General features: G+C 72.9%; 12 protein-coding genes and 1 pseudogene. 10 read left to right on the top strand and 3 right to left on the bottom strand.

The genetic code is table 11. From position 1 onward, the window contains the following. Positions 1 to 205 precede the first annotated feature (205 nt). Positions 206 to 1,687, top strand: coding sequence for a hypothetical protein (locus tag ACIBAD_RS01370; protein WP_398903576.1), 1,482 nt, complete (start codon positions 206 to 208; stop codon positions 1,685 to 1,687). A 119-nt stretch (positions 1,688 to 1,806) separates the two neighbouring features. Here ACIBAD_RS01370 and ACIBAD_RS01365 read toward each other — a convergent pair whose 3' ends face one another. After that, entirely contained in the window at positions 1,807 to 3,240 is a 1,434-nt protein-coding gene (locus tag ACIBAD_RS01365; RefSeq protein WP_134068120.1) for a SpoIIE family protein phosphatase, read from the bottom strand. 208 nt (positions 3,241 to 3,448) lie between these two features. Then, on the bottom strand, positions 3,449 to 3,697 hold the full coding sequence (locus ACIBAD_RS01360) for an SCO4226 family nickel-binding protein (protein ID WP_134068119.1): 249 nt from the start codon (positions 3,695 to 3,697) through the stop codon (positions 3,449 to 3,451). Positions 3,698 to 4,011: 314 nt separating this feature from the next. Between ACIBAD_RS01360 and ACIBAD_RS01355 the strand changes: the two genes are divergently transcribed. From ACIBAD_RS01355 to ACIBAD_RS01340, 4 genes are all read left to right on the top strand, one after another. Continuing rightward, entirely contained in the window at positions 4,012 to 6,222 is a 2,211-nt protein-coding gene (locus tag ACIBAD_RS01355; RefSeq protein ID WP_398903573.1) for a molybdopterin cofactor-binding domain-containing protein, read from the top strand. 28 nt (positions 6,223 to 6,250) lie between these two features. Then, entirely contained in the window at positions 6,251 to 6,706 is a 456-nt protein-coding gene (locus ACIBAD_RS01350) for a (2Fe-2S)-binding protein (RefSeq protein ID WP_053692762.1), read from the top strand. 304 nt (positions 6,707 to 7,010) lie between these two features. Then, positions 7,011 to 8,423 carry a helix-turn-helix domain-containing protein gene (locus ACIBAD_RS01345; protein ID WP_398903571.1) on the top strand — a complete coding sequence of 471 codons (1,413 nt, stop codon included), beginning with the start codon at positions 7,011 to 7,013 and terminating at the stop codon, positions 8,421 to 8,423. 51 nt (positions 8,424 to 8,474) lie between these two features. Further along, on the top strand, positions 8,475 to 10,415 hold the full coding sequence (locus tag ACIBAD_RS01340) for an APC family permease (RefSeq protein WP_398903569.1): 1,941 nt from the start codon (positions 8,475 to 8,477) through the stop codon (positions 10,413 to 10,415). On the opposite strand, the gene ACIBAD_RS01335 is transcribed toward ACIBAD_RS01340, so the two are convergent. After that, a complete protein-coding gene (locus ACIBAD_RS01335; protein WP_398903567.1) occupies positions 10,333 to 11,619 on the bottom strand; it encodes a helix-turn-helix domain-containing protein in 1,287 nt (428 codons plus the stop codon). The genes ACIBAD_RS01340 and ACIBAD_RS01335 overlap by 83 nt on opposite strands. Before the next feature lie 207 nt (positions 11,620 to 11,826). Here ACIBAD_RS01335 and ACIBAD_RS01330 point away from each other — a divergent pair. From ACIBAD_RS01330 to ACIBAD_RS01310, 5 genes and pseudogenes are all read left to right on the top strand, one after another. Continuing rightward, positions 11,827 to 12,048, top strand: a pseudogene (locus tag ACIBAD_RS01330) (helix-turn-helix domain-containing protein); the annotation flags it as partial. Positions 12,049 to 12,316: 268 nt separating this feature from the next. Then, on the top strand, positions 12,317 to 12,736 hold the full coding sequence (locus tag ACIBAD_RS01325) for a hypothetical protein (RefSeq protein ID WP_134068113.1): 420 nt from the start codon (positions 12,317 to 12,319) through the stop codon (positions 12,734 to 12,736). Beyond that, positions 12,733 to 13,518, top strand: coding sequence for a transcriptional regulator (locus ACIBAD_RS01320; protein WP_398903564.1), 786 nt, complete (start codon positions 12,733 to 12,735; stop codon positions 13,516 to 13,518). The genes ACIBAD_RS01325 and ACIBAD_RS01320 overlap by 4 nt, the downstream gene beginning before the upstream one ends. Before the next feature lie 80 nt (positions 13,519 to 13,598). After that, positions 13,599 to 14,045 carry a roadblock/LC7 domain-containing protein gene (locus tag ACIBAD_RS01315; protein WP_398903562.1) on the top strand — a complete coding sequence of 149 codons (447 nt, stop codon included), beginning with the start codon at positions 13,599 to 13,601 and terminating at the stop codon, positions 14,043 to 14,045. Between the two features lie 80 nt (positions 14,046 to 14,125). Beyond that, positions 14,126 to 14,500 (top strand): hypothetical protein, encoded by a 375-nt coding sequence (locus ACIBAD_RS01310; RefSeq protein ID WP_134068110.1) that lies wholly within the window; start codon positions 14,126 to 14,128, stop codon positions 14,498 to 14,500. Positions 14,501 to 14,546 lie beyond the last annotated feature (46 nt).

The following is a 14,546-nucleotide window of genomic DNA, read 5'->3' as shown; positions in this document are numbered from 1 at the left end:
GACGAGTTGCGTACGCCGCCCCGCCGGTCCCCTGCTTCACCCTGGGGAGTTCCGCCCGGAGACCGGGTCGGGGAGGCGCATTCCTACCTGACACCCGGCCGTGGGTGGCGGACCACGAAGCGTGCCCTGGCGAAGGCTGGCGAATATGCACGGGGCCTCTGACGGCGGGCTACTGTCAAATCAGCCGAGAACCTGGGGGCTTGACGTGAGCAAAGGACCAAACACCCGCCTGAACGACTTGTTCGGCCTGGCCGGCTGGTCGAAGGGTGAGTTGGCGAGGATGGTCAACCGGCAGGCGGCGGCCATGGGCCACCACCAACTGGCCACCGACACCTCGCGGGTACGGCGCTGGATCGACATGGGGGAGACCCCGCGCGAACCGGTGCCGACCGTACTGGCAGCCCTGTTCACCGAGCGGCTCGGTCGTGTCGTGACCATCGAGGACCTCGGGTTCGTACGGCAGCGGCGCACCACCAAACGGCAGCCGGACGGGGCGAAGGACAACCCCGACGGAATGCCCTGGGCGCCCGAACGCACAGCCGCGGTCCTCACCGAATTCACGGGAATGGACCTCATGCTCAACCGTCGCGGTCTGATGGGCGCGGGTGTCGCGCTCACCGCCGGCTCCGCCCTCACCCATGCCATGAACGAGTGGCTCCACACCGATCCCGCCCCCGCCAAGGCCCCGCAGAACTTCGGCGACTCCTACCAGGCCGATCCGATCGGCTACGACCGCTACGAAGCCGCCCCCATCGGCTCCCAGGAGATCGAGGCGCTGGAGCGCTCCGTGGAGGTGTTCCGCGCCTGGGACGCCTCGCGAGGGGGCGGGCTGCAGCGCAAAGCCGTGGTCGGCCAGCTCAACGAGGTCGGCGGCATGCTCGCGTACCACCACCCCGACCACCTCCAGCGGCGGCTGTGGGGGGTGGCGGCCAACCTGGCGGTGCTGGCGGGCTGGATGTCCCACGACGTCGGTCTCGAACCCACCGCGCAGAAGTACTTCGTCATCGCCGCGCACGCGGCACGCGAGGGCGGGGACCGGCCGCGGGCCGGCGAAGCGCTGTCCCGGGCCGCCCGCCAGATGGTCCACCTGGGCAAACCCCACGAGGCCCTGGACCTGATGAAGCTGGCCCAGTCAGGCTCGGGCGAGCAGACCCTGCCCCGTACCCGCGCCATGCTGCACACCATCGAGGCCTGGGCGCAGGCGGCGATGGGCAAGGGCCAGGCCATGCGCCGCACCCTCGGCGAAGCCGAGGACCTGTTCGTCTCGGACAAGGGCGACGTCCCTGCGCCGTCGTGGATGCAGAACTTCGACGAGGCGGACCTGCACGGCATGCAGGCCCTGGCCTTCCGCACCCTCGCCGATCACGATCCCTCGGTCGCGCCGATCGCACAGCGGCACGCCCGGGAGGCGCTGCGGCTGCGGTCCGGCGGCCACCAGCGCTCGCAGATCTTCGACTACATCTCCATGGCGTCGGCCTGCTTCATCGCCGACGACCCGGAGCAGGCCGACCGTTACGCCCGGCTCGCGCTGGTCTCGATGAACGAGACCTCCTCACACCGGACCTGGGACCGGCTGCGCGAGATGTACCGGCTGACCGGGCAGTACGCCGGCTACGCGCGGATCGAGGACCTGCGTGCCGAGATCGAACTGGCCCTGCCGAGCAGCCCGTCGCAGCGCACGGTCTAGTCCCCGTGACGGCGCTCCGCACGACGTCTGTCCGCACGAGACCTGTACCTGTACGGAGACGAGAACGGCCGCGCCTCGCGGCGCGGCCCTGAAGCGGTCGTCGGCCCTTCGCGGGGCGGTCAGCCCCCGACCCTGGCCACCAGAACGCAGGCGTCGTCCTCGCGTTCACCCACACCGAACTCCTCGACCACCATCCGCACGCAGTCCTGCGCCGACCGCGCGCCCGCGAACCGCGGCGCGAAGGCCAGCAGCCGCTCGGTGCCGTCCGCCCGGCCGAACTCGATGCTGCGCGGCGTCAGTGCGTCCGTGTGCAGGACGAGCACGTCGCCCGGTTCCAGCCGCTCCTCGGCCTGCCCGTACGCCGCCCCGGAGGTCGCGCCCAGCAGTACGCCCTCCGGCGGCTGCAGGGCGCGGCCCGAGCCGCCGCGGAACAGCAGCGGGGCGGGATGGCCGGCCTGCGCCCAGGACAGCACACGGCGGGCGGGATCGTAGCGGCAGCACACCGCCGAGCCGAGCGCCGGCTGAACGGAGGCCTCCAGGAGCTGGTTGAGCCAGCCCATCAGCGGGCCGGGCTCGATCCCGGCCATGGCCATCCCGCGCAGGGCGCCGAGCATCATCGCCATCCCGGATGTGGCCGTCACCCCGTGCCCGGTCAGGTCGCCCACGGTCAGCAGCGAGCGGCCGTCGGGCAGTTCGAGCGCGTCGTACCAGTCCCCGCCGATCAGCGTGCTCGTCGCCGCGGGCAGGTAGTGCGCGGCGACGTCGAGCGCGCCGGTGGTGTGGTGCGGGAACCGCAGGGAGCCGCGCCACGGGGGGAGCACGGCTTCCTGCAGCTCGACCGCCAGCCGGTGCTCGGTCTGCGCGATCTCCCGCCGGCGCTGCAGCGAGTCACGGGACTCGCGTACGGCGCGCTGGCTTCGGCGCAGCTCACTCACGTCCCGGAGGACGGCCCACATGGAGGCCGTGCAGCCGTCGGAGTCGAGTACCGGCTCGCCCCGCATGTGCAGCGTCCGGACCCGGCCGTCGGCCCGGACGATGCGGAATTCGCCGTCGATCGGCTTCCCGTCGACCAGACAGGCCGTCACCATCGAGGTGAGCAGCGGCTGGTCCTCGGAGAAGAGGGTGGAGCCGAGTTCGTCGAGGGGGAGCGGTCCCGCCTCGGGCGAGCGGCCGAAGATCCGGAACAGCTCCTCGGACCAGTGGACTTCGTCGGTGAGCAGGTTCCACTCGGCGCTGCCGACGCGGGTCTGCTGCGCCTCGGGCCCCGCCGCGTCGTCCTCCGGAGCGCCCTCGGCGAGCCCGTCGAGTTCGGGGGCGGCCGGCAGGCCCTCCTTGAGCTGGCCCAAGTGCTCGCCCAGGTCGTCGAGCTGGTGGACGGCCAGATCGCACAACGCGCGCTGCCAGAGGCCCTGCACGTCGTCTTCGTCGACGACGGTGTCGCGGCGCACCGCGTCCACCTCGCCGCGGAGCCGCCGGGTCTGCGAGATCAGTGCGTCCACCGACCCTGGCTCGGGCGGCTGCGCGGGACGGTCCGCGAAGAGGTGGGACGGCATGAGAACTCCGATACAGGCGGCGCGGTACGGCCATGTCTGAAGGAAGGCCCGGTTACGACTGTTGCACAGGCCGCGAGTACCCGTAAGGCGTTTGGCAACATCCGTAAGGGCCTTGCTTCAGGCATATGCCAAGGGCCTCCCGGCTCCCCTTTCGCGTGTACGAACGTTTCCGGTCAGCCCTTCCGGAGCCCGCCTGCGGTCTCCCGCGTCACACGGCGATCGGCACCGGGTGGATCTCGCTGGCCGGGTGGCCGGTGCGCTCGTGGATCCGCATCACCGCGTCGGCCGAGGGCGCCTCGGACAGGCAGTACACCGTGCCGGAGACGGGGTCGGCCCAGGCGCGCTCGAAGTGCACCTTCTCCTCGTGCTCGATCGCCAGGTCCGCCTTGTGGGCGGCCATCAGCTCGGATTCCGTAATGCCCTTCATGCCGTGGTGGACATCCATGTACATCGTCACCGCCGCACACCTCCTCATATTTTCGGCGCGTACGGCCTTCTCTCCTCCCATGGTCCTCCCGCGGCCGGAAATCGGCCGTCCGGAGGGCGCGGATCGATCGTACGGACGATGCGTACGACGCTTCCGGGCGGCGGAATCCGTACATGAGCCGCATCGACACCCCGGTGGGGGTACCCCCGAACGAAGGACCCCCGGCCGCGCGCGGGCCGGACGGCAGTTCGCTTCCCAGATCATCCCGTGATCGCTACGCTACGTGCCGGTAACGAGCCGGTGGAGGTTCGCGTACGCGGATCCGCGCAGGGTGGGGACAGAACATGACCGGGCAGAGCCGCCGCTCCTTCCTCACCCACCTCGTGGCGGCACCGACCCTCGCCCTCGTCACCCGGGCCGGGGCCGACGCCCTGGCCCCGCAGCCCGCCCACGCCGTGGTCCCGAGCCTGCCCGCCCCCGCCGATCTGGTGGATCTCGGCGACCTGTTCATCCTCGCCGGCGCGCCCACCTCCGCCTTGTCGGCGCTCTCCGTGGAGGCGGACGGAAGCATCCGCTTCCGACTGCCCCGCGAGGAGGTCGGCCAGGGACTGACCACCGCCGTCGCCATGCTCGTCGCGGAGGAGCTCGACGCTCCGCTGGCCGCCGTCCGCGTGGAACTGGACGACGCGCGGCCCGAGCTGCTGTTCAACCAGCTCACCGGGAGCTCCAACTCCATCCGCTCCCTCTACGGTCCGGTCCGTCAGACCGCCGCCACCGCCCGGGCCCGCCTCGTCGCCGCGGCCGCCCGCCGCTGGAACCTCGCCGCCTCCTCGCTGACCACCGCGGACGGCGTCGTACGGGCGCCCGACGGCCGCACCGCCGCGTACGGCGCCCTCGCCGCGGCCGCCGCCGACCCCGGCCTGGTCGTCCTCGGCGCCACCCCCAAGAAGGCGGCGGAGCACTCCCTCGTCGGCCGCCCCACCGGCCGGATCGACGCCCGGGACATGGTCACCGGCGCCCAGCGGTACACCCTCGACCTCGACGTACCCGGCGCCAAGCCCTGCGTGGTGCGCCGCCCGCCCAGCCTCGGCGGCAGCGTCAAGGGCGTCGCCAACCTCGCCGCCGTCCGGGCCATGCCCGGCGTCCTGCACGTGGTCACCATCGCGACCGGGGTCGCCGTCGTCGCCGAGACCTTCGGCCAGGCCCTCGACGCCAAGGCCGCCCTCCAGGTCACCTGGGGCCCCGGCCCCGCAGACCGGCTCTCCGACGAGCAGATCCGCGCCCAGCTGCGCGCCGCCACCCCGCCGCTGCTGGTGCCGCCGCTGCTCACCCCGTACGTGGACGCCGAGTTCGACTTCGCCTTCGTCAGCCACGCACCCATGGAGACCAACTCCGCAGTGGCCGACGTACGGGAGGACCGCGCCGAGATCTGGTCCGGGCTGAAGTCCCCGATCGTGGCCCGCGAGACCATCGCCGCCGATCTCGGCCTGCCGCTCGACAAGGTCACCGTGCACGTGGTCCAGGCCGGCGGCTCCTTCGGACGGCGGCTCTTCTTCGACGCCGCGCTGGAGGCCGCCCGGGTGTCGAAGGCCTGCCGCCGTCCCGTCAGGCTGATGTGGACCCGCGTCGACGACACCCGGCACGGCAGGATGCGCCCCGCCACCCACCACAAGATCCGCGCCACCCATCTGCTGGGCGAGGTGCTCTCGTTCGAGCACCGGGTGGCCGCCGCCGAGACCGACTTCCGGCACGGGCTCGGCGAGATCATCACCGCCACCGCCGCCAGCCTGCCCCTCGGCATCGGCAACGCCACCCTCGCACAGACCCTGTTCCACACCACGATCAAGTCCCCCTACCACTTCGGGCTCACCACCCACGGGCTCAGCGAGGTGCCCACCGGCATCCCGACCGGGTCCTGGCGCTCGGTGTACTCCGCCAACACCCGGGGCGCCGAGGAGATCGTGGTCGACGAACTCGCCGCGAGGACCGGCAAGGACCCGTACCGTTTCCGGCGCACCTTCCTGAAGACCGACGCCCAGCGCGCCGTGCTCGACAAGGCGGCGACGGAAGGGGAGTGGGGGCGGCCCATGCCGGCGGGCTGCGCACAGGGCATCGCCTTCCACGAGGAGTACAAGTCCCGTACGGCCTGCCTGGTGGAGATCGACGCCCGGGACCCGGAGCACGTCCGGGTCACCAAGGCCGTCATCGCGGTCGACGTGGGCCTGCCCGTCAACCCGCGCGGACTGGAGGCCCAGATGATCGGCGGTCTCACCGACGCGATCTCCACCACCCTGAAGGCCGGACTGCACCTGGACAAGGGGCTGCCGCTGGAGGGCAGCTACAGCCAGTTCCACTGGGCGCGCCAGCGCGACACCCCGCAGGACGTACGCGTCTTCGTGCTGCCGGCCACCGGCGACGAGCCGGGCGGCGCGGGCGAGCTCGGCGTCCCCGCGGCGGTCGGCGCGATCGCCAATGCGTGGGCCAGGGCCACCGGTGCGAAGCCGCGCAGCTTCCCCCTCGACTTCGACGTCGACTTCACCCCGTACCCCCGCTAGCCGGTAGCCCAGTTCAGGAGAGTCCGCCGTGCCCTCGCACACCTTCACCGTCAACGGGCAGAGCGTCACCGTGGACGCGCCCGACGACATGCCCCTGCTGTGGGTGCTCCGCGACATGCTGGGCGTACGCGGCCCCAAGTACGGCTGCGGCGTGGACGTCTGCAAGGCCTGCACCAGCCATCTCGACGGGTCGGACGTCCGCCCGTGCGTGGTGCCCGTTTCCGCGTGCGCCGGCAGGACGGTGACCACCATCGAGGGGCTGGCGGACGGGGACGTCCTGCATCCCGTGCAGGAGGCCTGGCTCGAACAGGACGTCGCCCAGTGCGGCTTCTGCCAGCCCGGCCAGATCATGGCCGCCGTCGCGCTGCTGAAGCGCACCGGCACGCCCACGGACGAGGACATCGACGCGATCGCCAACATCTGCCGCTGCGGCACCTACTTCCGTATCCGGGAGGCCATCCGCAGCGCGGCCGCCCGGATGTGAGCCGCCCGGCCGTCCGCCGCGGCCGTGAGCGAGGGGGGCCCCGGCGACTCCCCCGTCGATGCCGGGGCCCGACCGCTCGGGGTCAAAGCTAGGCGCCCGGCCGGCGGCCCGCAGGGTCCGCCCTGCACAGTGACGGGCCGGGACGGGTATCACCGAGCACAGTGATGCGCCGGGTGGTCGACCGCGACGGCGCGACCCGGCCCGAACGGAGCCTCTCATTTCGCACCCGCCCATCCCGCATCCGCCCGCGGCGGCGCCCCCGCCCGCGGACCGCTCCCGCAGCCGGTCCGAGGACATCCTCAAGGTGCACCGGCTCGCCCACTCCGGCGGCTCGGCCGCCCTGTTGGAGTGGCTCGCCGCCCGGCTGGGCGGCTGGACCGGCGTGGTGGACGCCGACGCAGCCGCAGGTCCCGAGCTCGCCGTCCGCGGGGCCGCCGAGCTGAGGGCCCGCGGCGTGCGTTCGGCCGTCCTGCACGGCGAGCGCTCGGCGGCGCTGCTGTTCGCGCTGGACGGGGGCCGCGCCCTGGCCGCCGTACTCGACCTGCCGCACCCTCCGCAGGCGCCCGCACTGCTCGCGGACTCCGCCGCGGCGCTGGCCCTCGTCCTGCGCGCCGAGGAGGCCGAGCGGCGCGAGGAACGGGCCGAGCTCGCCGAATCGCGGGCCCGAGAGGCCGTTCTGCACCTGCTGATGAACGGCCGGCTCTCCACCGCCCACCAGATCGCCGAGGCGCTCACGCCCTCGCTGCCGGATCCGCTGCGGATGTACGTCGTGGAATGCCGGGCCGGGCAACGGGGCGAGGTGGCCCGGCTCTGCGAGGAGCTGACCGGCGGCCGGGCCTGGATCGTGCGCTGCCCGGTGTACGTACGCCACCTCCTGGTCCTGGTCCCGGCCGATCCCGCGGCGGTCCCGGCCGAGCACGATCCGCTGTCCGAGGCGCTGGTGGGCGCGGCCCGCGACCGTGTGGTCGGGGTCAGCGGGCACCTGCGGCTGCGCGAGGCACCGGCCGCGTACACCCAGGCCTTCCACGCCCTGGCCGTGGCGCGCGGCAGGCCCGGGCGGCACGCCCGCTTCGGCCCCGGGCCCGAGCCCGAGCTGGCCGCCCACGCCGCCGGAACCGGCTGGGCCGAGACGCTGCTCGCCCCCCTGCACACCTACGAGCCCCGGCGTCCCCAGGACCCCGGCCCGCAGGAGCTGCGGGCGACGGCCCACGCGTGGCTGAACTTCGGCCCGCACGCGACGCGGCTGCTGAAGATCCACCGCAACACCCTGGCCACCCGGCTGCGGCTGATCGAGTCGGTGCTCGGCAGGGACCTCGCGCGACTGCCCGAGCAGGCTGAACTCTCGTTCGCGCTGCGCCTGACCCCGGGCGGGCCGAGCGCCTCCCCGGGCGGCGCGGCCGGAGCCCCGGCCGATCTGGACGGCGTACTGAGCCACCCCGACCTGGCGGCCTGGGCCCGCGCGCACCTGGCGCCACTGACGGGGCACGAGGCCCCGCCCGGCGCCCGCGAGACCGTACGGGCCTGGCTGCGGCACGACGCGCACCTGGTCCCGGCGGCCGCCGCGCTCGGTATCTCGGTGCCGGGCACGCGCAAGCGGCTGACCCGGATCGAAGCCCTGCTGGAGCGTTCGCTGCTCCGGTCGCCGAGCGCGCGCCACGACCTGTGGCTGGCCCACCGGGCCGAGGAACTGGCCGGGTTCGACGGGTCCGCGGCATGACACAGTCCTGATAAGGGGCAAGTGGCATGAAATATGCACGATCATGCCTGAATGAGGCGTATCAATCTGAAGCGCGTGCTGGTGGGTGAACCGCTCGACACCGCACGGTTGGGCGAGACCCTGCTGCCCAAACGGCTCGCGCTCCCGATCTTCTGCAGCGACCCGCTCTCCTCCGTGGCCTACGCCACCGAGGAGATCCTGCTGATCCTCGCCCTCGGCGGCGTGGCGCTGCTCCACCTCGCCTGGTACGCGGCCGCCGCCATCGTCTTCCTGATGATCGTGGTCGTCGCCTCCTACCGGCAGACCTGCCACGCCTATCCGGGCGGCGGCGGTGCCTACATCGTCAGCTCGGAGAACCTCGGCCAGACCGCCGCCCTGACGGCCGCCAGTGCGCTGCTCGTCGACTACGTCATGACCGTCGCCGTCTCCGTGGTCTCCGGCGTGGACGCCATCACCTCCGCGATCCCCTCGCTCAGCGACCACGAAGTCGTCCTGTCGGTGGGGTTCGTGTTGCTGCTGATGCTGATGAACCTGCGCGGCGTACGGGAGTCGGGACGCATCTTCGCCATTCCGACCTACGGCTTCGTCCTCGTCATCTACGTCATGTTCGCCGTGGCGGCCGTCCGGATCGCGACCGGGGACACCATCCGTGCCGAGTCGGCCGGCCTCCCGATCACCGCGGAGGGCACGTTCACCGGGCTGGGCCTGGTGTTCCTCGCGATGCGGGCCTTCGCCTCGGGCTGTACGGCGCTGACCGGCGTCGAGGCGATCAGCAACGGCGTGCCCGCCTTCCAGAAGCCCAAGAGCCGCAATGCCGCCAACACCCTGGCCGCGATGGGCATTCTGTCGGTGACCATGTTCTCCGGCATCACCGTCCTCGCGATGGTCTACGAGGTGCACGTCGCCGCCGACCCGACGGAACTGGGCCTGCCGGCCGGCACGCCGATGTCCACCGCGCTCGCCCAGATCGGCCGCGCCACCTTCGGGAACTGGCACTTCCTCTTCTACCTGCTCCAGGCCGTCACCGCGGGCGTGCTGATCCTCGCCGCGAACACGGCCTTCAACGGCTTCCCGATGCTCGCCTCGATCCTGGCCAAGGACCGCTACGCGCCGCGCCAGCTGTTCAACCGCGGCGACCGGCTCGTCTACTCCAACGGCATCGTGCTGCTCGCGCTCACCGCAGTCACCCTCATCGTCGCCTTCGACGCCGAGCTGACCCGCCTCATCCAGCTCTACATCATCGGCGTCTTCGTCTCGTTCACCCTCTCCCAGACGGGCATGGTCCGGCACTGGCGGCGGGAGCTCGCCTCCCCGGCCACGCCCAGGGCGGAGCGGATCCACATCCACCGGAGGCTGGCGATCAACGCGGTCGGGGCCGGGCTGACCGCATTGGTCCTGATCATCGTCCTGACCACCAAGTTCACGCACGGCGCCTGGCTGGTCGTCATCGCGATGCCGCTGCTCTTCCTGGGCATGAAGGCGGTCCGCCGGCACTACGACCGGGTCTCGGCCCAGGTCGCCGTCGCCGCCGGGGTCACACCGCGCAAACCCTCCCGCCACCACGTGCTGGTGCTCGTCTCCAACGTGCACGCCCCGACGCTGAAGGCACTCGGCTACGCACAGGCGCTGCGGCCGGACACCCTGACCGCCGTCACCGTCGCCGCCGACGAGGAGGACGCGCGGCGGCTGCGCGAGGCCTGGGCGGAGCACGACCCGGGCGTACCGCTGAAGATCCTGCACTCCCCGTACCGCGAGGTCGTCGGGCCGGTGCTCGCGCACGTGCAGGAGCTGGCGGCCGCCGAGGGGACGGACATCCTGTCCGTGGTGATCCCCGAGTACGTGGTGGGGCACTGGTGGGAGCAGCCCCTGCACAACCAGAACGCATTGCGGCTGAAGGCGAGGCTGCTGTTCACGCCCGGGGTCGCGGTGATCGACGTACCGTACCTGCTGGAGTCGGCCCGGCCGGCCGGGCCGGTGGGGCCGGCGGGGTAGCGGGCGCGTTCGCGCGCTGCAGCACCGCCGCATGGGCCAGTGCCAGCTCCACCACGTGCACCGGGTCGGAGAGCGAGCGGCCGGTCAGCTGTTCCAGGCGGCGCAGCCGGTTCGAGACGGTGTTGCGGTGGCAGTACAGCTGCTGTGCGGCGTACGTCGTCGAGCCCTGGCAGGTCAGCCAGGTGCCCAGCGTGGTCAGCAGCACCCGGCGGTCCTCCGCGGGCAGCGCCAGCACCGGGCCGAGCACCACCTGCCGCAGCCGGCCCGCGAGTTCGGCCTGGGACGCGACCAGCGCGGTCGGCAGCCGCTCGTCCAGCAGGGCCGTGCACGGACCGCCGGACGCGGGGGCGGTGCGCAGCGCGAGCGCGGCCAGCCGGTGCGCCCGCGCCAGGTCTCCGGGGCCCTCCACCACCGGGCTGACCCCGGCCCGGGCTCCGAGCGGGCCGAGCAGTCCCCGTACGGACTCCAGGGGATGGTGGCCCAGCTCCACCAGGCCGGTCTCCCCGTCGGCGCGTATGCGCCACAGCACGCGCAGGCCGTCGGGGGCGCCCGTGCCGCCGGATTCGCCCACGCCGCCGGATTCGCCCGGGCTTCCGGGCGCGCCCGGGCCGCCCGGAGCGAGTACGACGACCGCGAAGCGGCCCCGCTCGGGGAGGCCGAGCCGGTCCGCCGCCTCCGTGGCGGCCGGGCCGTCCGGCGGGCCCGTACCGTCGAGCAGTGCGTCGAGCAGGGCCGCCCGGCGCTCCCGGTCGCGGTCGCGGCGCGCGGCCTCCGTACTGCGGTAGGCGTCGGCCGCCGCGTCCGTCAGCTGGTCCAGTACGTCCCACAGCACGGCCGCGGCCGGCAGCAGCCGGGGCAGCGCCGCCGGGTCGTGCGCGGCCACCGCCTCGTTGAGGGTCTGCCACACCATGCGGCCGCCGCGCCGGTAGGTGCGCAGCAACGAGGCGAGCGGCAGACCGTGTTCGACCAGGAGCGTTCCGGTGGCGCGGGCGCCCGCGAGCTCCACGGGCAGCCCGCGGAAGCCGCGGTCCAGGCCCTCGACGGACTGCCGGAGGCCGAGGCGGATCCGCTCGCGCAGCTCGGCCCGGCCGAGCAGGGCGGCGCAGGCGGGATCCTCGGCCAGCGTCCGGTCGGCGAGCCGGTCCGCCGTCACGGTGATCCGGCGGGACAGGTCCTCGCGTATCTCCTCGATGATCCGCTCCATGACGGGCAGGGTGACACGGGGGAGGGGGCGGTGGGGAGGGCCGGGACCGGCACGGACTCGAACCATTCGCTTTTGCGTGAGCAGGGGCGGCCGCGGGGCGGGGCGTGGTGATCTTATGTCCGGATGTGCGCGAGTCAGCTGGGATTGCGGGCCGCGAGCGACTTTCATGGGGGTGCCAGGACTCGTACCGGAGCAGGGGGAGTATTCATGGTCACCGACGACGGTCAGAAGGACAGCGAGAGCGCACCCACCCTGATCGGTTCCGTACAGCGGGCGCTGCGCCTTCTGGAGGCGATGTACGCCGAGGGCGGTGCGACGGCGAAACGGCTCGCGCGGCTCACCGGGATTCCGCTGCCCACCGTGTACCACCTGTTGCGCACCCTCAGCCACGAGGGATACGTGGAGCGCGAGGGCGGTGCCTTCCGGCTCGCGGAGCATCTTCCGCTTGCTTCGTGAGCCCCTGGCCGAGCCCCCCGGTGCTCCCCGTGCGCCCCGTGCTCCCTCTCGCGTGGTCGACAGGCGTGATCAACATTCGTGATCAGAAGTCGACGGGTTCCGGCCATGCAGCCGCGTGGTTCTGTGCATGTTCCCGCGGAAAATGCCAGAAGCCCCTTCCGTGCGGTGGAACGTGAGTAAGTTCCCTCCTGTCGCGCCGTAGACCGTGCACCTCGCACGTCTGGCCGGGAGGGGAGCCCGCGTGCCCGGGATCGACGAATGCCTGCTCGAAGCCATGGCCCTGCCTGGTGCGCGGGGGGCCGCGCTGGTCGACTGGAGCAGCGGACTGGCCCTCGGCACCGCCGGGGACTCGCCGGTCGGCGACCACGAGACCACCGCCGCCGAGACCGCCGAGCTGGCCCGGGCTGCCGCCGAGTACGAGTCCTTCGCCCAGCCGGCGCCCGATTCCGGCTCGGGACCCGACCTGGGCCAGGCGGCCCCGGGCCTGCCCGTAGAGGACCTCATCGTCACCACCCGCACTGGCTACCACGTCCTCCGCTTCGTCGAAACCAGCTTCGACAGCAGCGTCTTCCTCCACCTGTGGCTGGACCGCGCCGACGGCAATCTCGCCCTCGCCCGGCACCGACTCCGCATCCTCGCCGAGGGGCTGGTGCTCAGATGACCGCCGCCCAGGTGGGCGGCCTCGCCGCCGTCTCGCCCCTCCTGACCCGGCTCGCCGCGGAGCGCGCCACCGGCGCCCTGCTCCGCGACCGCGGCACCCTCTTCCTGGAGGACGGCCGCATCGTGCACGCCGAGAGCCCGGCCACCCCCGGCCTCGACGTCCTCCTCACCACCGGCGGCGGCCTCGCCCCCGAGCGCTGGCGCGAGGCCGTGGACCGGGCCGGCGCCCGCCGCCAGGTCGCCCGCTTCCTCGTGGACAGCGGCGGCCTCGCCGGCGGCGAACTGGAGATCTGCCACCTCGCCGCCATCTTCGACGCCGCCTTCTTCGCCCTGTCCCCGGGCACCGGGCCCTCCCGGTTCCGCCGCGGGGCCACCCACTGGATCGGCTCCGTCCGCTCGGTCGCGGCCGCCGCCGTCGAACGGGAGACCCGGCGCCGGCGGGAGCTGCTCGACGCGGTGTGGCCGTACCCGCTGCTCGACACCTCCCCCGTGGTGCCCCGGGCCGCCGCCCCCGGCCAGACCGTCACCCCCCGCCAACGGGGCCTGCTGGCCGGGGCGGACGGCGTACGGACCCCGGCCGACCTCGCGTGGCTGCTGGGCCGCCCGGCCTTCCACACGCTGCTCGACGTACGGCGCCTCGCGGCGGCCGGGCTCGTTGAGACGCCGCACGCGCCGGTGCCGGCAGCGGTCGAAACACCCCTGCCCGACTGGATAACCCAGACCCAATCCCCGGACGTGGCGCTGCTCCGCCGGTTACGCGACGCACTGGAGGCAAGCCTGTGAGGCTCCCGCTGCGACCGGCACTGCGCTCCGAGCGCGCCGACCGCTCCGAGCGGAGGCAGCCCGAAAGGAGAAAGGCCGACATGAGCACGGCGATGGTGCCCCCCGAGGCCGAAGCCGAGATACTCGCCGAGCTCCGCAGGCTGCGCGCCCGGGTCCCCCAGCTCACCGGCGCCCTCGCCGGCAGCGCCGACGGCCTGGTCCTCGCGCAGGACAGCGCCGCCACCGGGGCGGAGTCCGTCGCGGCACTGACGGCCGCCGCCCTCGGCGTGGCCCAGCGGCTGAGCGACACCACCGGCCAGGGCGGATTCCGCGAACTCCTCATACGCGGAGAGCACGGATACGTGGCCACCTACGCGGCGGGGGACGCCGCCGTCCTCACCCTGATCGCGGAACCCCGCGTCAACGTCGGCCGGCTCCACCTGGAGGCCCGCCGCTCCAGCCTCCGCATAGCCGAGCTCATCGACCACGTCCTCGGGCGCCGCGGCCCCGAAGTCCCGCACGTCCATGTCGGTACAGACCGGGCGTAGTCAGTGCAGACCGGGCGCGAAGGCCCACCGGACAACCGTCTGAAATTCGCCAGAACACAGAGAAAGAAGAGGAGCCACTCATGGCCAACGTGGAGACCGCTCTCAAGGAAACCCTCGCCACCATCGACGGGGCGATCGGCGCCGCCCTGGTCGACTACGGCAGCGGCATGGCCCTCGGCACCATCGGCGGCGGCAAGGACCTCGACCTCACGGTGGCCGCGGCCGGCAACACCGATGTGGTCCGCGCCAAGGTCCGCACGATGGAGATGCTCGGCCTCAAGGACGAGATCGAGGACATCCTGATCACCCTCGGCACCCAGTACCACCTCATCCGGCTGCTGAAGAGCCGCGACTCCAAGGGGTTCTTCCTCTACCTCGCGCTCGACCGGGGCCGGGCCAACCTCGCGATGGCCCGGCACCAGCTCAAGAAGATCGAGGCGGAGCTCGAAATCTGAGCAGACGTTCGGTCCGAGCCCGACGCCGAGGTGGCGGGCGGCTGAA

It is taken from the genome of Streptomyces sp. NPDC051109 (assembly GCF_044455885.1).
Taxonomy (GTDB): domain Bacteria; phylum Actinomycetota; class Actinomycetes; order Streptomycetales; family Streptomycetaceae; genus Streptomyces.
Note: the sequence above shows the minus strand (reverse complement) of the source record. Positions and strands in the feature narration are given on the sequence as shown.